Genomic DNA, 16,995 nt, shown 5'->3' with positions numbered 1-16,995 from the left:
GTATAGAAAATGTTTAAACCATTAGAGGGAGTAAAAGTAGTAGATTTAACTTATTTTATTGCAGGACCCGGTGCTGCAAAAATACTTGCAGATTGGGGTGCAGATGTTATAAAGGTAGAGCCGATTTTTGGAGATCCTGGTAGAACTACAGGTAAGCCTATGTGCATGCCAACAGAAGATGATTGTAATGTATTATATAATATATACAATGGAAATAAGAGGGGTTTATCATTGAATTTAAAGTCTGAAGCAGGTAAAGAAATTCTGGAAAAAATCCTGGCACAATCAGATGTTTTTGTATCAAGCTATCGTACAGGAGCGTTAAAAAGATTGGGGCTGGATTATGAGTCCCTACATGCAAGACATCCTCATATAGTTTGGGGACAAATAAACGGATATGGAGATTTTGGTCCAATAAAAGATAATCCGGGATTTGATACAGTAGCATTTTGGGCTAGAAGTGGTGCTATGATGGACTTAGTAGAAAAGGATTCATCACCTGTTAATCCATTGATTGGATTTGGAGATGCAACAACATCTTGCTCTTTGGCAGGAGGTATATGTGGCGGATTATATAATAAGTTAAGGACAGGAGAAGGCTGTAAGGTTATGGTATCTCTATTTAGCCAGGCTATATGGAGTGCAAGTGCAGGAATAGCATCTACTCAGTATGGAGATATATATCCAAAGACAAGATTAAATCCCGGAACACCTGTTATGAATACATATAGAAGTTCTGATAATATATGGTTCTATATGAGTATACTGGAACCTGAAAGATATAATCCTAGGTTGTTAAAACGTCTTGGATTAGATAGTTTGCTAGATAATCCGTCTTATAGTGGTACAGAATGTAGAGAAAATGCCATTGAAATGACAAAGGTATTGTCAGAAGAGTTTGCTAAATACAGCTATAAAGATATTGACGCAATGTTGACAGAAGAGGATATAGCACATGAAAGAGTTCAAAGTTTGAAGGATATCGCTAATGATCCTCAGGCAAATGAAAATCTTTTTGTTGCACCTGTTAAAGAGTGGGATGGTACAGAAACTAAGATTTCTATGACTCCAGTAAGATTTACAAAAAATGAGCCTAGAAGTATTGAAGATATTGCACCTACAATTGAAAGGACAGCACCTAAAATAGGAATGCATACAGTTGAAATATTAAAGGAACTTGGATATAGTGATGAGTATATAGAAGAATGTATTGAGTCCGGAGCTGTTGCAACAGATAAAGGATAAAAAGTCATGGCATAAAAAGATATTTATTAAAAAATTTAAATATATTATAAGGAGAATAAAAATATGTACAGTTTTGAATTAACAGATTATCAAAAAGAAATTAGAGATAAAGCAAGAAAGTTTGCACAAGAGGAGCTGCTAAAAAATGTACTTGAAAGAGATAGAACTGAAAAGTACGATATGAGCTTGGTAAAAAAACTTGGAGATTTAGGCTTGATAGGATTACAATTTGATAAAAAGTATGGTGGACATGGAGATGATTATTTAGCATTTTTATTAGTGGTTGAAGAGCTGAGTAAAGTAGATTCAGCATTTGGTATTTCATATGCCATTTCATCAACATTTACAACAGGTATTGATTCCTTTGGAAATGAAGAGCAAAAAATGCACTGTATGCCAAGGCTATTTTCAGGAGATGCTATAGGATGTTTTGCATTAACAGAGCCGGATGCTGGATCAGATGCAGGTTCAGCAAAGACAGAGGCAATTAGAAAAGGAGATAACTTTGTTGTAAATGGCAAGAAACATTATATTACAAATAGTGCTGTTGCTGACTACTGCATGCTTATTGCAAATACAGATTTGTCAAAGGGATCAAAGGGACTGACAGCATTTTTAGTAGACCTTAAAGAGACTCCGGGTATAAGCATAGGTCATATTGAAAATAAATGTGGTATTTGTTCAGCAAAAGTTGCAGAAATAAACATTGATAATGCAATAATACCGGCAAGCGCAATGATAGGTGAGGAAGGCAAGGGATTTAGGTATGCTCTAACTGCATTAAATGCAGGAAGATTGGGTGTTGCTGCTCAAGGGCTAGGTCTTGCTCAGGGTGCTTTTGATATATGTAAAGAATATATGAAGGAAAGAGTGCAATTTGGAAAACCTATTTATAAGAATCAATATATTGCATTCAAGATGGCAGATTTACAGACAGAAATTGACATGTGCAGATTGTTGTTATATAAAGGGGCATGGGAGCAACAACAAGGTCTTGATTTTTCTGTATCAGCTTGTAAGGCAAAGCTGGCATGTTCTAATTTGGCAATGAAGGTTACCACAGAGTGCATCCAGAATATGGGTGGAGCAGGATATATGCGTGAAAATCATGTAGAAAGAATGTTCCGTGATGCAAAGATAACCCAAGTATATGAGGGTACTAATGAGATTCAAAGATTGATTATTAGTGGAGCAATATTTGGATAAAAAAAATTGTCTAAGTGGTAATCCTATAACAGCAGATATTGTCATATCTATTGGAAGAGGAATAAAGGATAAAGATTATTTTGATAAAGTATTGAACCTTGCAGATATATTACAGGCTCAGGTGGTTGGATCAAGACCAATGTTGGATTTGGGATGGCTTTCAATAGATAGAGAAGTTGGATTAAGTGGATTGAAGGTATCGCCTAGGATATGCTTAACTCTTGGTGTATCAGGTACAAACTTTCATACAATGGGGTTATTGGGTTCAAAACTTATAATTTCAGTGAATAATGACCGAAAAGCAAATATATTTAATATAGCAAATTATTGTGTAGTGGAAGATGTTCGCAAGATTATAGATGATTTACTTGTAAAGACATCAAGGAAAAGATTTGAAAATATATTTGATATAGAATCTTTTCTGTTGAAGTATTTCTGTAAATATAAAACAAATAAAATATAATAATAAATAATTCAAAACTCCCACTTTAGTGAAGATTATATTCTTCTAATTTAAAGTGGGAGCTTTATATTAAGATATTTGTATTAGTACAGCTTTCTAATACGACAATCAGGAATGGAAAGTGAATCACGATATTGAGCTACAGTTCTACGTGAGATATTTATATCTCTGGAGTGTAGTAGTTCTGTGATTTTTTGATCACTAAAAGGTTTATTCTTGTTTTCTGTATCAATTATATTTTTAATAATAGATTTTATATTATCGATTGTTGTGCTCTCATTTTTATTTATTTTATAACTGCTTTTAGAAAAGAAATATCCAAGTGGGAATAGACCATGGCAACATTGCAGATATTTACCGTTAACAGCTCTACAGATAGTTGATTCACTTAATTCAAGTGATTTTGCAGCATCTTTCATTTTGCATGGCTTCAAATTACCTTTACCATATAAAAAGAAATCTTTTTGCAATTCAAGAATATATTCTGACAGCTTTAATAAGGTATTGTTTCGCATGCATATACTATTTTGTAAAGTCTCTAGTTCATCTAATTTCTTATCAATGTAATTTAAGAGTGTCTTATCAAAGCTGTTATCTTTTAAGGTGCTTATATAATCAAAATTGATGTTAAGAGTATTAAAATTATTACTTACAATATTAAAATGATCTTTGAATTTTACAATAACAATATCGGGAGTAATATATTTTAAAATACTTCTTTCACTAAATCCTTGAGACGGCTTAGGATTTAGTTTGGATATATTATTTTTTGCTTTTAACACAGATTTAATATCTGCTTTTAGTAATTCTGAAATTTTCCTTAAATTATTTTTCCCAAGTAGATCCAAATAGAAAGAGACTATTTCATACTCAATATGATAATTATCTCTTTCATCTAACTGAAGTTTTAGACACTCAATTAGATTTTCTGCACAAACTCCTTTAGGATCAAGACTTTTCATTATATTCAGGCAATATTTAGCTTTTTCATAGTTTATATTGAACACTTCCATTAACTCACAAATACCACCTGGAAAGTATCCATTATTATCTAAACTAGTTGCTATATAGAAGAAGATTTCTCTCTCTTCCTTAGTATAGTCACCACACAAAAGTTGAGAAAGAAGATTTTCACATAAAGTTTCCTCCTGTGGAACATAAATGTTTTCGAAACTATTCTCATCAGAAGAGAGGGAGTAATCAACATTTTGAAGCTCAAAGCTTGAAATATTATGTTCAGATATTTTTATAGCATCTTCATTTTTTCTATATTCAAATTCATCATTTACATCAATAAAGGGATTTTCAAGTGAGATTTGCTTTATATAATCATTTAACTCTTGAGAGTTCATCTGCAATATATTTACAGATTGTATCATTTTTTGCGATATTTTATGCTCTAAAGTTTGCCTCAAAGTTGTGTCCATATATTAATCTTAAAATTCCTCCAAGTATTATTATATAGTTAATAAAAAGTACTGTTTAACATGAATGTATTATATCATAAAGACGATGAAAAATGTCAGTTTGTGATAGCTTATTTGAATATTATGAGCTTTGAAAATATTTATCAATATAGGATTGTTTTTTGAATACAAAAAATATTATTTCACGTATAATTCCTATGGTAAAATTATTTGAAGACAATATGCACAAAAGAATAAAGCTTAAATAGTTATAATAGAGAAAAAATATTTGCATATTGACAAAAACAAGTTGAGATGTAAAATTAAATTACAAATATAACGTAAATGAGAAATTTTATAAAATAAAATTACAAAAATAAAATAAAATTTCTCGGAAAGTGAGGAGTAATATGAAAATAAGTAGACTTCTTAAGTTGGGAATGACCACAGTGTTGTCATGTGCGTTGCTAACAAGCCTTGTTGGATGTGGTAATAGTGCATCTAACAGTGAAAGCTCCGGAGGAGCTACACAAGAGGCAGCCTCAGAGGGAGTAACTATCAAATTCCAGCAGTGGTGGGGTGGAGAGCTGCCGGAAGGATATCTACAGAAGATATGTGATGAGTACGAGGCTGCTACAGGTAACAAGGTAGAACTTCTTACAGCACCTTGGGCAGATACTAAGACAGCAATAACAGCAGGTGCAACAAATGGCACAATTGCAGATGTACTCAGTATAGATGGTGCATGGCTTTCAGAGTTTGTCGATATGGGGATTTTGACAGACCTTTCAACATTAGATGTTAAGATGGATCTGGCAAGTGATGTGTGGAAAGTAAATAACACCGAGTATGTAGTACCTATATTAAATTTTGCGTATCCAATGTATGTAAATATGGATATTCTGGAAAAGTCAGGGGTTGAAAACATACCTACAACATGGACTGAGCTTGAGCAGGCTTGTGAGAAGGTAAAAGCTGCAGGATATTCAGCGCTTGCTCTAAACCTTGGAACTACAAATGCTAATGGTATACAGAATGTGTTTATGGGTACAGGTTGGGCATCAGGAATTACACTAAAGGATAAGGATGGCAAATACTTAACAAAAGATAATGCTGAACTTGCTTCTTTGGCAGAGATGTATAAAAAGCTATATGATTTAGGTGTATTATATCCGGGAATGAGTACATTAGAGGAAGCAGAAATGACAAGCAATTTTGCAGCAGGAAATTGTGCATTTACAGTAGCATCTGCTGCAACAATGAGTCAATTTGAAAAACTTAACTTTAAGGCTGCAACAATACCTGTAAAAGATGGCTATACAGATAAGAGCGGTATTTGCTATGCAAGCTGGGCTGTTGGTGTATCAGAATCAAGTGAACACAAAGAAGCGGCAGCTGAGTTTATAAACTTCTTACTTGGTGGAAAAGATGGAACAGATGGATCAGCATCTGCAGGCTTAGCATCTACAATGTCTGCATTCCCTAATAGTAAAGTGGCTACTCCAGATTACAGTTCTGCACCAAAGCAGTTCCAAGAGTATTATGAAGAGTACAAGAAAAATTATGTTATAAATGAGTTTATTGGATTAGCAAATGCTTCAGATGTTATGACTTCTATGACAAATGATCTGGTAATGTATTTAGAAGGTGATATAGAAGTTAATAAGATGTTGGAAAATTGGCAAGGCTATTTAGATAATGCGGGTAAATAAGCTTTAGAGTGAACTAAATAAAACTTATTGTTGATACTACTTAATGGGAGGGATTAAATGAATATATTAGCTGGGAAAAGGTCTGCTCCGTATAGATATTTATTACCTACAATCGCACTAATGGTTGTATTTATGGTAGTACCGATTTTTATGGTAATTTCATATTCATTTGCAGACAAGGCGGTTATATCTAAAAATCCCTCTTTTGTGGGATTGGAAAATTATTATAAGCTTTTTAAAGACAGTAGCTATTGGAAATCGGTATATAACACTATTGTATTTGTGTCTGTCAGTGTGATTGCACATTTGGTTATAGGAATGCTCTTTGCAATGTTATTGAATTCAAAATATTTCAGTGTAAGGACTAAAACTATAGCAAGGGTTATATATATACTTCCTTGGGTGTTTACCGCATCTGTAGTTGCAATTCTTTGGAAATTGATGTTACAACCATCCGGTATTATAAATTACATACTATCTCTATTTCCACATGTAAATAGAGATACTGAATGGCTTAGTGATAGAGCGATTGCACTGCCGGTTATATGTTTTATAAACATTTGGTGTGGATATCCATTTTATATGATTAGTATATTAGCAGGACTACAAGGGATTTCGGAAGATTTATATGAAAGTGCTGCTATAGATGGGGCCAATGATATTAAGAGGTTTTTCAGTATTACAATACCACAACTAAAGCCTATTTTAATCAGTATTGCGATGTTGGATTTTATCTGGACACTTCAGTCATTTAATGTAATTTGGATGTTAACAGGTGGAGGCCCTGTTAATTCCACTCAAACTTTGAGTATATACATATATAAACTGGCATTCCAAAAAGTTGACTATAGTATGGCGGCAACATCAGCAACAATACTACTCTTAGTATGTGTAATAGTTGCAATATTCTACGTAAGACAACAGAAAAAAGTGAGGAGCTAAAGTATGGTAGGAAGCTATAAGGGTATAAAGAAAGTAATAGCTACTATATTATTGGTTATAGGCGGGATTTTTGCCTCGTTCCCAATTCTTTGGATGATATGTTCATCATTAAAGGATAACTCAAGAATTTTTTCTTGGCCACCTAAATTCATTGACAGTACATTTAGTTTTAAGTCATATATTGCAGTTATTACAGATGGCACGAAAGTAAGGTTTTTTATCAATAGCTATATTGTTTCGATTTGTGTAGTAGTTGCAACACTACTAATTGGAATATTAGCTGCTTATGCATTTAGTAGATTTGATTTTCCCGGTAAAGGTTTTTTGAATTCTATAATAATAAGCGTACAGGCAATACCGCCTATTGTTTTACTTATTCCATATATGGGTTTAATCGTAACGATGAAGTTATTTAATACATATTTGGCATTGATATTGACATACTTGATAATGACATTGCCATACTGTATTTTGATGATGACTGGATATTTCAATACATTATCAAGAGAACTGGATGAGGCAGTGATGATTGATGGTGGATCGAGATGGAAAGCATTATGGTATATACTGGTTCCTATAGCAGTACCAAGTATGGTATCTGTTGGAATGTATACATTTATGCAGGCATGGAACGAGTATTTGTTTGCACTGGCTTTGACTCAAACAACTAATATGAGAACTGTTCCTATAGGTATAAATTTACTTATGGGGCAGCATGCATATGACTGGAGTCAAATGATGGCTATGAGCGTTTTGGGTTCTATTCCTGTTTTAATACTATTTGTATTTTTCCAAAAATACTTTATTGCAGGAATGTCATCCGGAGGTGTTAAGGGTTGATTTTGTAAAAGGGAGAATAGAATGATATTAAATATGAAAGATTTGCTTCAGGTAGCAAGGGAAAATGGTTTTGCAATTCCGGCGTTTAATATTAGTGATTATAGTATGTTCAATGGAATTATGGAGATATGTGAAGAAAAGAATGCACCGGTTATTATTGCTATACATCCGGATGAGCTGAAGCATATCACATCTGAGATGGTTAAGGGTATTTTAGAAAGAGTTAATAATTCCAAAATCCCTGCTGTAATACATTTAGACCATGGTGCTTCTATTGATCAGATTATAAATGCTATCAGGACAGGATTTACATCTGTAATGATTGATGGATCATTATTGCAATATGAAGATAATGTAGATATATGTAAGAAAGTTTGTGATTTGGCTCATGCAGTTGGGGTTTCTGTGGAAGGAGAATTGGGAACAATAGGGAATACAGATTCTACAGAGACTACTGCACCTGAAGATATTTTATATACAAATCCTATACAAGCAAGAGATTTTGCGGAAAGAACAGGAATAGACTGCTTGGCAGTTGCAATAGGAACTTGTCATGGAATATATCCCAAAGATAAGGTACCTAAATTGAGAATAGATATATTAGATGATATAAGGAAAGAGGTTTCTATTCCATTAGTACTACATGGCGGATCATCAAATAAGGATAGTGAAATTGAAAAAGCTGTAGAGCATGGTGTAAATAAAATAAATATCTCAAGTGATATAAAGGTAGCTTATTATAATAAAATGAGAGAGGTATTAAAGGATGAATCCCTTAGAGAACCCAATGTAATACAGCCACCTTGTGTAGAAGAGATGAAGAAAATAGCAGCAGAAAAAATAAAATTATTTAAAGCGGAAAATATGGCGATGCTCTATTAATTAGTATTGAAGAGGGATAATCAGTATGAATGAAAAAATTGCTATGGGTTTTCATACTTGTGTGGATTATGAATTGATTTGGAATAAAAGTGTAGTTGAAGAGCAAATTAAAAAGCATAATATTCATAACAAGGATTTGGAAATGAATATAGAAATTGTATCTGAAAGAGATATATGGATTGCAAGTCTTGCCCATTTAAAAGAAGGGGTAGGTTGTGAGATAATACCTAAATCTGAAAAGTTAAGTAAGGAATTTGCAGAACATTTCGAATACAAAATAACATTAGGTGGAACTGCAACAAGAGCTGCAATAGCAATTTCAAAGCTTGGTTATCCCAGTTTATTACAAACAAGTTGCTACAATGAGTATGTAAGAAAATTATTGCCCGAAAATATCAGGGCAATACAGGGGGTAAAAGGGAAAGAAACTATATATCCTCATATAGTTTTGCAATGTGCCGGTGGTGTAAGAATAAAGTCCAATGATATAGACTTTATTACTCCAAGAGAAAATAGAATACTAATATCATATGATGAAGATAGTTTGAATTTGGCTGTGCTTGAAAAAGAGTTTGGAAATGAAATAAGAAAATGTGAAGTATTTTTACTGGGATCTTTTACAGAGATATTGGATTTTGATATATTAAAAGATAGAATAGAAAAAACATATAATATGTTATCCTATCTCCCGGATAGTGCAGTTGTTGTAATGGAAGACGGTTGTTATGTTAAAGAAGAGTTTAGACATTACATACATAGTAAATTATCACATAGAGCAGATATTTTAAGCATGAATGAAGATGAACTTCAAAAATACATCGGTTATAGAATAAATATTATGGATGTTGATGAAGTTATGAATGGGGTCAAGAAGATATACAATAAAACAGGTATAAAAAATATACTTATACATAGTGCTTCCTGGGTTATTGCTTATGGAGAAAATGCTAAAAAATTAAAGTCGGCTTTAGAAAGCGGAATAAATATGTCTGCCACAAGATTTAGAAAAGGAGATGATTTTAATAAAGAAGATTATCTATATACAAAAAGTATAAGTAATAAAGTTGATAGTGTAGAGTTTTGTAATAGGTTAGAGGAAGAATATGGAAAATATATATGTTGTATTCCTTGTAAAGACTTAAGTTTCGTAGAATGTCCTACAGTTGTAGGTTTGGGAGATGCTTTTGTAGGGGGATTAGTACTTGGATTATTGTAAAAAAATCTAAGAGAGAGAGTAAGTCAAATGTATGAGAAAACGAAGAATTTATTAAAACTGGCAAAGGAAAGAAATACAGCAGTAATAGCTTTTATTTGTATGGATTATATAATGGCTAGGTCAGTAGTGTATGCAGCAGAAAAAACAAATACACCGGCAATAATTATGTTGTATCCTGAACATGTAAGTATTCAACATACAGCCGGACTTTCTAATTTTGCAACTATGGTTAAAGAGCTTGCTAATGAAGTAATTGTACCTATAGGACTTCATGCAGATCATGATTATAGTTATGAGGCGGTTGTTAAAACTATGGATGCTGGATTTGATTCAATTATGATTGATGGATCTATGTATTCATTGGAAAAGAATATTTCCATTACTAAAGAAGTTGTAAGTAAGGCACATAGTATGGATATATGTGTTGAAGGAGAAGTAGGACATGTTGGACTTGCCGGCGAATCTGATAATAGTAAAGAAGATTTATATACAAGGCCTGAGGTTGCAAAACAGTTTTGTGAAGCTACAAAAGTCGATGCATTAGCTGTTTCAATAGGTAATGCTCATGGCGAGTATAAATCCATACCAAAACTGGATATTAAGAGACTTGAGGAGATACATGAAGCAATAGATACACCCTTAGTACTGCATGGTGGAAGTGGAATTCCGGATGATCAATTACTTATAGCATTTTCAAGGGGTATAAACAAATTTAATTTGGGTACCGAATTCTTGAGAAGGTATTATTCTGCTGTTGAAGAATATATAGATATTAATAAACATAATTTAGATCCGGTAAAGATTATTGATTTACCGCAGTACATTCAGTCAAAATTACAGCCATATTTAGAGGAACGATTAAGAACTTTATGTAGATTTTAATGTTATTAGTTTTGTGTAAAAGGAGATTTGTGTTGGAAGAAAGTAATATATTAAAGAGAGAAGTTCTTAGTGTGATGAGGGAGAAGTATGAAACCTTGTCATTAGCTGAGCGCAAGGTGGCTGATTTTGTAGTAAAAAATCCATATAAAACTATAGATTGTAATGTTGCTAATTTGGCAAAACTTAGTGGTGTAAGTGATGCAACAATAGTGCGTATGTGTCATCATATAGGATATACAGGATATTATCAATTTAGAATTACTCTGGCGAGAGATATTGGAAAAAATCAGTATGGTGATATTAAGGTATCGAACAGTACAGATGAAATAGAAGTGTTATTTAGAGAGTACGCTGAAAATATGATATCTATTGGAAAGAGGATGGATAGTGAAACTATGTGGAATTGTGTAAGGCTTATAAGAGAATGTAGCATGGCACATATTATTGCTGTAGGTAATACTGTACCTTTATCACAATACATTGGTTTTAGACTGGGACGATTGGGTGTAAGGAGTAGTTTTGGGCTGTCTGTAGAATACTATATGAATCATATAAATCTGGCAGAATCAAAAGACATTTTAATTGCTATTTCAATGTCAGGTGCCTCAAAGCCTATACTGATGGGTATGGAGCTTGCAAAAGAAAAAGGATTAAAATGTATTGCGATAACTTCATACGAGGATTCACCTGTAGCTAAAATGGCAGATTACATATTACTTTCTAGAGGAAAGGATATTTCATTTAATTATTATAAAGATTATGCACATACAAATATGATGGCAACAATAGATGCATTGTTGGAATTTTTGACAAACGAAGATTTTATAAGAAATAAGCATGCTGACAGACCGGAGATAATTTTGTCGGAATATAAGGTTTAAATGAAAGTTTTTGTAAGTCATCAATGTGTTTGAATTAAATATAATATTCAGATAATTAAAACAATATATGCAATTAAAACAGATTAAATGAATAAAATAAAATTAAAGTCAAAAATAATATAAATAATTTTAAAATAGTATTGACAAGATTTAAAAATCTGATATAATGTAGACATAAACAAAGAGAGAATATATTCTTAGAAAGTTTAAAACACAAATCTATAAAAGATGTGGAAATTTATAAGAGGAGGTGCAGTCCAAAGAAAACATAAGTAATGATTAGACTTAGATCTAATCCGGAGCCTATAAGAAGATTGTGAAGAGATAATATATTATTGAAAACTTTAAAAGTTACTATCTGAATAATCGGTTAGGATAGTATTCATATGGATTTTATGACGAGAAAGTAGGATTTATGTGAAAGGTAGACCGTGTAGATAGATTGATAACAACCATGTATTAGAAGTGAAAGGAAGCTTATAGGAGGATAGAATTAAAACTGAATAGCAACATCTATATAAAGAGAATATCCTGTGCGTGAGGGATATTAGAGATATAGAAAACTGGTTTTTTAGAAAGAGAGGATTAATCCATTGGAGCCAGGAATATTTTGAAGAGAGCATTAAGGTGAAAGATTAATGCTCTCTTCTTTTTGTCTTATATTGATTAAAATATAAGTCTGTGCAATGCATAGGATTAGGTTTATGCCCCCATAATTTCTTTGGTTTCAATATTAAAATTGCCATTATCATCTACATCCATGATCATATATGTAGGTATATGACCTGACTGCCTAGGATAACCAAGTGATCCGGGATTTAATATTGTAACACCATCTATAGTCTTTAAATATGGTCTATGTGTATGACCGTACATTGCAAAGTCACATCCTCTGGATATGGCTTCATCTTTTAATATCTCTACACCCATACCTACACCATATTGGTGTCCATGCACCAAAAGAGCTTTGTGATTTTTTATACTAACTTCTTTCTCTTTTGGAAGTTGTGAAAAGAAGTCATTGTTCCCCTGCACGATAAAACAAGCACAGTCAGGTTCAAGCATATAGCTTATTTTTGTTTCATTACTTTCTAAATCACCAAGATGAATAAACATATTAAAGGGTTTTTCTTTTTCAATTACCTTCTTTAGTATGTCGTCCATCCTGTGAGTGTCACTAACAATCAGTATTTTCATAAATTCCCTCTAGCTTTTTCTTCATTGCCATAAGTGCCTTGCCTCTGTGACTTATTTTATTCTTTTCATCAGGGCTAATTTCGGCACTGGTTTTATCATACTCAGGTAAATAAAGTATTGGATCATAACCGAATCCATTTTCACCTTTTATTGATGTGGCTATAAGTCCCTCCATACTTCCCTCTGTAAATATAACAGTACCGTCATCCAGTATTGCACAGATACAAGCTCTAAATCTGGCACTTCGCTCATTTCCATTAGCATTACTTAATCTATCTATAATATTTTGATTTTTTATAGTATATGAAGTATTCTCACCCAAATATCGTGAGGAGTATATGCCGGGTTCGCCACCAATGTAGTCTACTTCTAAACCTGAATCATCAGAAAGCACTATACCGCCGGTAATATCCCAAATGGCTTTTGCCTTTATATATGCATTGTCCTTAAAGGTGGTACCGGTTTCCTCAATATCAAGTGATATACCTGCATCCTTTGCAGATATAATATCAAAGTTTGGTAATATAGCTTTGATTTCTTTTAATTTATTTTGATTTCCTGTTGCAAAAATAATTTGTTTCATGTTTATCCTTATTAAAAGTGTTACTTGTTTTTCTTTGGTGGCTTTGGCCCTAAGTATTGATAAAATCTGGTTTGCATCATACCATTGTAGATTTTTCTGTTTTTGTCAGCCTCTTTACCGATATACTTTTGAGTATCAGAGTAAGAAGTTATAAGATATAACGACCAAGAGTCAAGGCTTGCAAATCTCTCACCTAGAGTTTTGTAAAGAGCAGGTAGATTTTCTTTTTCTTCAAGTCTTTCACCATAGGGAGGATTTGTGATAATGAAGCCATATTTTTTGGGATGTGATAATGAAGCAACATCTCTGCATTGAAGATGCAGCATATCGACTACGCCGGCTCTGGTAGCATTACTTCTGGCAGCTTCTACGATATTTTTATCAAAATCATAGCCCTGTATATCCACATCAGTATCTATGCTTACCATCTCCCTTGCCTCCTCATATGTATCATCCCAAATATTTTTTGAAATAAGATTCGACCATTTGCTGCTTAAAAAGCCGCGCTTAAGCCCAGGGGCAATATTTGCAGCCATCATTGCAGCCTCTATTACAAAAGTACCGCTACCACAGAATGGATCAACCAAAATTCTATCCTTTTTCCATGGAGTAAGCATGATAAGTGCAGCTGCCAGAGTTTCTGTAATAGGTGCTTTAGCGGTCATAGTTCTATAACCTCTTTTATGAAGAGAAACGCCCGTAGTATCAAGACCTATTGTAACAATATCCTTGTTTATAGAAACACGAAGTGGGTAATCTGCACCGGTTTCATCAAACCATTCTTTTTTATAAATCTTTTTCAATCTTTCAACCATAGCCTTTTTGACAATTGATTGAATATCTGAAGGAGAGAATAGTTTACTCTTTATAGATGTAGCTTTGCTTACCCAGAATCTGCCGTCAGCAGGAATATATTCTTCCCAAGGAATATCTGCAACAGAATCAAAAAGTTCAGTAAAACTGGTTGCTTTAAACTCTGCTATTTTGAGTAGAACTCTCTCTGTAGTTCTAAGCCACATATTAGCTCTGGTAATAGCTTCGTCATCACCTTCAAAATATACTCGTCCATCCTCAACTTTGGTGATATCATAACCTATATCTATGATTTCTTTTTTCAGAATTGCTTCAAGACCGAAGTGACATGGTGCGTATAATTCAAATATTTTTTTCAAGTTTTATCTCCTTTAATGCATTGCCGTCAAAGTCATATATAGAAAAAAGGTCATTATCAAGTATTGCATAGGAGTTTGGGTTTTGTTCCTTAGGCAGTGATGCCGAGCCGGGATTTAATATATAAATACCATCAATATTTTTAGCTATAGGAAGATGTACATGTCCATATATGAAAGCTGAACCCTTTGACAGTTTTGGTAAATGTTCCTCATTGTAAATATGTCCATGAGTTATAAAAAAATAAATATCATTGAAGATACAGATGCAATAATCAGACTGCATTGGGAATTCCAATACCATTTGGTCAACCTCAGAATCACAATTCCCTCTAACTGCAATTATATTATCTTTAAATTCATTTAGTAGTGTAAAGACTTTCTTGGTGGAGTAGTCTTTTGGAAGTTCATTCCTTGGTCCATGATATAAGAGATCGCCAAGCAGTATCAGTTTATCAGAATGGCTTTCTTGATATTTATCAAGTATTTTCTTTGTATAAAATGCCGAGCCATGTATATCGGATGCAAAAAAGTATTTCATAAATAAAAGGTCTGAGACCTATTCCTCCTGTTGTCTAAATTCTATTGACTGAGTAGCAGCATCCATAGCATCAATAATTGCAAGCGACTCTAAATGGAAGCCGAGATTTCTTATAGTACGTCCACCGCTTTGGAATCCCTTTTCAACAGCAATGCCAATGCCTTCTACAGTTCCACCTGACTCGTTTACTATAGAGATAAGTCCTTGTAATGCACATCCGTTTGCAAGGAAGTCATCAATGATAAGAACACGGTCTTCAGAACTTAAAAATTTCTTTGAAACTATCACTTGATTCTTACATTTATGTGTAAAGCTTTCAACTTCTGCGGTATACATATCTCCATCAATATTGATGGATTTTGACTTCTTGGCAAATACAACAGGAACGCCGAATTCTAATCCTGCGATGGCAGCAATACCTATTCCGGAGGATTCGATTGTCAAAATTTTGTTTATATTATGTGAAGCAAATTTTGACTTAAATTCCTTGGCCATTTCTAAAAAAAGTTCAACGTCCATCTGGTGGTTTAAAAAAGAATCTACTTTTACAACATTGCCCTCTTTGATTACTCCATCTTTTTTGATACGATCTTCTAATAACTTCATGAAAAATCCTCTCTTTTTGAAAACTTTAGCGTGTAAGCATCAGCATTTCAAGTGCCAGCTTATGGTTAATATTACCTTGCTTTGCAGCTTCTTCCAACTCTATTGCATTTTTAATATAAGACAAAAGCATAGCCATGTCAAAACCTCTTGCCTGACGAATTAGATTTTTTACTACATATTGATTCAGGTTCATTTTTGAGATGATATCCTGTTCACTAAAACCGTCGAAAAGCAACTCTTTAATTTGAAGAAGTTGATTGAACTGTTTTGTAATAAAAAACATAATCTTTGCAGGAGGTTCTTTTAAAGCAACTAAATCTTCGTATATATCTAATGCCTCTTTGATTTTATTATTTGTAATCATTTTTACAAGATCAAAGATTTTACCGGTAAGACTTACGCTTGCTATGGCTCTTATATCTTCCTCTTCTATAATATCTTTGTCAAGAGTAAAGGAGAGGAGTTTATCTAATTCGCTCTTTAATCTTTCCATATCATTTCCAACTCTGGCAATGAAAAAATCCATGTTTGTAACAGTTATTTTTTTGCCGGCTTTGTTTACAAGACTACCTGCCCATTTTCTTAGCTCAATATCAGTAGGGTGATTGAGCTCTGCGATATATCCAATATCTTTAACCTTCTTATAGAGTTTAGAACGTTTATCCAAGTCCTTTTCTACAAAAATAAATTTTGTACTATCGGGCTTGTTTGAAACATAGTCTAAAAATCGCTCGTTTCCGGATTTAAACCATTTACTATCTTCTATAAGAATACATCTATACTCTGAGAAAAACGGAAGAGTATTACCAAAGTTAATAATAGAATCAATATCTATTCCTTTTCCTTCAAAGTAGGCAAAGTTCATTTGGTCGTCACCAACTATAGCCGCTTTCAATCTTTTCTTGTAGCTGTTTTTCAAAAATTCATCATCACCTGATAGTACATAAATGGCTTTGAAATTGGAAGTTTTCAAATCATTATTTAATACTTTCATAATGATAATTATAACATGAATAAAAAAAAGCCTCCAGTATAAAGTGGTGAAAAATATGTATATTAACGAAAGCTGAAGTATAAGTTAGATTATGGAGGTAACATAGAAGTTCACAATGGGATTAAAGAAATATATATCAGTACCAATATAAGCGACGGTACTGCATTATATGAACTAATGGGTGTTTTTACAAAAGATAATTGTTAAAGTGAGCATTTCCTGTAATACTT

17 protein-coding genes are annotated in these 16,995 nt (G+C 33.0%); 10 read left to right on the top strand and 7 right to left on the bottom strand.

Features of this window, described 5'->3' with window-relative positions; translation table 11 throughout:
• Positions 1 to 9 precede the first annotated feature (9 nt).
• The 3 genes from D4A81_RS12770 (at position 10) to D4A81_RS12760 (ending at position 2,914) form a co-directional block, all read left to right on the top strand.
• On the top strand, positions 10 to 1,245 hold the full coding sequence (locus D4A81_RS12770) for a CaiB/BaiF CoA transferase family protein (protein ID WP_111525798.1): 1,236 nt from the start codon (positions 10 to 12) through the stop codon (positions 1,243 to 1,245).
• 63 nt (positions 1,246 to 1,308) lie between these two features.
• Positions 1,309 to 2,451 carry an acyl-CoA dehydrogenase family protein gene (locus tag D4A81_RS12765; RefSeq protein ID WP_111525799.1) on the top strand — a complete coding sequence of 381 codons (1,143 nt, stop codon included), beginning with the start codon at positions 1,309 to 1,311 and terminating at the stop codon, positions 2,449 to 2,451.
• Positions 2,444 to 2,914: an electron transfer flavoprotein subunit alpha/FixB family protein gene (locus D4A81_RS12760; protein WP_162902591.1), complete on the top strand. Its 471-nt coding sequence runs from the start codon at positions 2,444 to 2,446 to the stop codon at positions 2,912 to 2,914. Before D4A81_RS12765 ends, D4A81_RS12760 begins: the two co-directional genes overlap by 8 nt.
• Before the next feature lie 83 nt (positions 2,915 to 2,997).
• On the opposite strand, the gene rpoN is transcribed toward D4A81_RS12760, so the two are convergent.
• Entirely contained in the window at positions 2,998 to 4,341 is a 1,344-nt protein-coding gene (gene rpoN, locus D4A81_RS12755) for an RNA polymerase factor sigma-54 (protein WP_111525801.1), read from the bottom strand.
• 389 nt (positions 4,342 to 4,730) lie between these two features.
• On the opposite strand from rpoN, the gene D4A81_RS12750 reads away from it, so the two are divergent.
• Genes D4A81_RS12750 through D4A81_RS12720 form a run of 7 tightly spaced genes read left to right on the top strand, consistent with a single transcriptional unit; the run spans position 4,731 to position 11,675 of the window.
• Entirely contained in the window at positions 4,731 to 6,032 is a 1,302-nt protein-coding gene (locus D4A81_RS12750) for an ABC transporter substrate-binding protein (protein ID WP_111525802.1), read from the top strand.
• A 57-nt stretch (positions 6,033 to 6,089) separates the two neighbouring features.
• Complete coding sequence (locus D4A81_RS12745; protein WP_111525803.1) at positions 6,090 to 6,974, top strand: carbohydrate ABC transporter permease; 885 nt, start codon at positions 6,090 to 6,092, stop codon at positions 6,972 to 6,974.
• 3 nt (positions 6,975 to 6,977) lie between these two features.
• The gene (locus D4A81_RS12740) at positions 6,978 to 7,814 is read left to right on the top strand and encodes a carbohydrate ABC transporter permease (protein WP_111525804.1); all 837 of its coding nucleotides are present in this window, start codon (positions 6,978 to 6,980) and stop codon (positions 7,812 to 7,814) included.
• A 21-nt stretch (positions 7,815 to 7,835) separates the two neighbouring features.
• Positions 7,836 to 8,696 carry a ketose-bisphosphate aldolase gene (locus tag D4A81_RS12735; protein ID WP_111525805.1) on the top strand — a complete coding sequence of 287 codons (861 nt, stop codon included), beginning with the start codon at positions 7,836 to 7,838 and terminating at the stop codon, positions 8,694 to 8,696.
• A gap of 25 nt (positions 8,697 to 8,721) precedes the next feature.
• Positions 8,722 to 9,912, top strand: a complete 1,191-nt coding sequence (locus D4A81_RS12730) for an ADP-dependent glucokinase/phosphofructokinase (RefSeq protein ID WP_111525806.1) — start codon at positions 8,722 to 8,724, stop codon at positions 9,910 to 9,912.
• Between the two features lie 27 nt (positions 9,913 to 9,939).
• On the top strand, positions 9,940 to 10,794 hold the full coding sequence (locus D4A81_RS12725) for a class II fructose-bisphosphate aldolase (RefSeq protein WP_111525807.1): 855 nt from the start codon (positions 9,940 to 9,942) through the stop codon (positions 10,792 to 10,794).
• 29 nt (positions 10,795 to 10,823) lie between these two features.
• Positions 10,824 to 11,675, top strand: coding sequence for a MurR/RpiR family transcriptional regulator (locus tag D4A81_RS12720; RefSeq protein ID WP_330405158.1), 852 nt, complete (start codon positions 10,824 to 10,826; stop codon positions 11,673 to 11,675).
• Between the two features lie 702 nt (positions 11,676 to 12,377).
• Here D4A81_RS12720 and D4A81_RS12715 read toward each other — a convergent pair.
• From D4A81_RS12715 to holA, 6 genes are read right to left on the bottom strand one after another with little or no spacing between them, the layout of a single operon-like run.
• The gene (locus D4A81_RS12715) at positions 12,378 to 12,872 is read right to left on the bottom strand and encodes a metallophosphoesterase family protein (RefSeq protein ID WP_111525808.1); all 495 of its coding nucleotides are present in this window, start codon (positions 12,870 to 12,872) and stop codon (positions 12,378 to 12,380) included.
• Positions 12,853 to 13,455 carry an RdgB/HAM1 family non-canonical purine NTP pyrophosphatase gene (rdgB, locus tag D4A81_RS12710; protein WP_111525809.1) on the bottom strand — a complete coding sequence of 201 codons (603 nt, stop codon included), beginning with the start codon at positions 13,453 to 13,455 and terminating at the stop codon, positions 12,853 to 12,855. Before rdgB ends, D4A81_RS12715 begins: the two co-directional genes overlap by 20 nt.
• A gap of 20 nt (positions 13,456 to 13,475) precedes the next feature.
• Complete coding sequence (locus tag D4A81_RS12705) at positions 13,476 to 14,627, bottom strand: THUMP domain-containing class I SAM-dependent RNA methyltransferase (protein WP_111525810.1); 1,152 nt, start codon at positions 14,625 to 14,627, stop codon at positions 13,476 to 13,478.
• Positions 14,611 to 15,165 (bottom strand): phosphodiesterase, encoded by a 555-nt coding sequence (gene yfcE, locus D4A81_RS12700; RefSeq protein ID WP_111525811.1) that lies wholly within the window; start codon positions 15,163 to 15,165, stop codon positions 14,611 to 14,613. The genes D4A81_RS12705 and yfcE overlap by 17 nt, the downstream gene beginning before the upstream one ends.
• Positions 15,166 to 15,183: 18 nt before the next feature.
• Complete coding sequence (locus tag D4A81_RS12695; protein ID WP_111525812.1) at positions 15,184 to 15,771, bottom strand: xanthine phosphoribosyltransferase; 588 nt, start codon at positions 15,769 to 15,771, stop codon at positions 15,184 to 15,186.
• Between the two features lie 25 nt (positions 15,772 to 15,796).
• Positions 15,797 to 16,765: a DNA polymerase III subunit delta gene (gene holA, locus D4A81_RS12690; protein WP_111525813.1), complete on the bottom strand. Its 969-nt coding sequence runs from the start codon at positions 16,763 to 16,765 to the stop codon at positions 15,797 to 15,799.
• Between the last annotated feature and the right edge of the window lie 230 nt (positions 16,766 to 16,995).

It is taken from the genome of Lachnoanaerobaculum umeaense (genome assembly GCF_003589745.1).
Lineage (GTDB): Bacteria > Bacillota > Clostridia > Lachnospirales > Lachnospiraceae > Lachnoanaerobaculum > Lachnoanaerobaculum umeaense.
This window is presented reverse-complemented; position numbering and strand designations above follow the sequence as displayed.

Excerpts from the sequence above, each read along its gene's own strand:
- D4A81_RS12715 (WP_111525808.1), bottom strand. The coding sequence starts at position 12,872 with ATGAAAATACTGATTGTTAGTGACACTCACAGGATGGACGACATACTA.
- rpoN (WP_111525801.1), bottom strand. The coding sequence starts at position 4,341 with ATGGACACAACTTTGAGGCAAACTTTAGAGCATAAAATATCGCAAAAA.
- D4A81_RS12735 (WP_111525805.1), top strand. The coding sequence starts at position 7,836 with ATGATATTAAATATGAAAGATTTGCTTCAGGTAGCAAGGGAAAATGGT.
- D4A81_RS12725 (WP_111525807.1), top strand. The coding sequence starts at position 9,940 with ATGTATGAGAAAACGAAGAATTTATTAAAACTGGCAAAGGAAAGAAAT.
- D4A81_RS12765 (WP_111525799.1), top strand. The coding sequence starts at position 1,309 with ATGTACAGTTTTGAATTAACAGATTATCAAAAAGAAATTAGAGATAAA.
- D4A81_RS12730 (WP_111525806.1), top strand. The coding sequence starts at position 8,722 with ATGAATGAAAAAATTGCTATGGGTTTTCATACTTGTGTGGATTATGAA.
- D4A81_RS12750 (WP_111525802.1), top strand. The coding sequence starts at position 4,731 with ATGAAAATAAGTAGACTTCTTAAGTTGGGAATGACCACAGTGTTGTCA.
- D4A81_RS12695 (WP_111525812.1), bottom strand. The coding sequence starts at position 15,771 with ATGAAGTTATTAGAAGATCGTATCAAAAAAGATGGAGTAATCAAAGAG.
- D4A81_RS12740 (WP_111525804.1), top strand. The coding sequence starts at position 6,978 with ATGGTAGGAAGCTATAAGGGTATAAAGAAAGTAATAGCTACTATATTA.
- holA (WP_111525813.1), bottom strand. The coding sequence starts at position 16,765 with ATGAAAGTATTAAATAATGATTTGAAAACTTCCAATTTCAAAGCCATT.
- rdgB (WP_111525809.1), bottom strand. The coding sequence starts at position 13,455 with ATGAAACAAATTATTTTTGCAACAGGAAATCAAAATAAATTAAAAGAA.
- yfcE (WP_111525811.1), bottom strand. The coding sequence starts at position 15,165 with ATGAAATACTTTTTTGCATCCGATATACATGGCTCGGCATTTTATACA.
- D4A81_RS12745 (WP_111525803.1), top strand. The coding sequence starts at position 6,090 with ATGAATATATTAGCTGGGAAAAGGTCTGCTCCGTATAGATATTTATTA.
- D4A81_RS12770 (WP_111525798.1), top strand. The coding sequence starts at position 10 with ATGTTTAAACCATTAGAGGGAGTAAAAGTAGTAGATTTAACTTATTTT.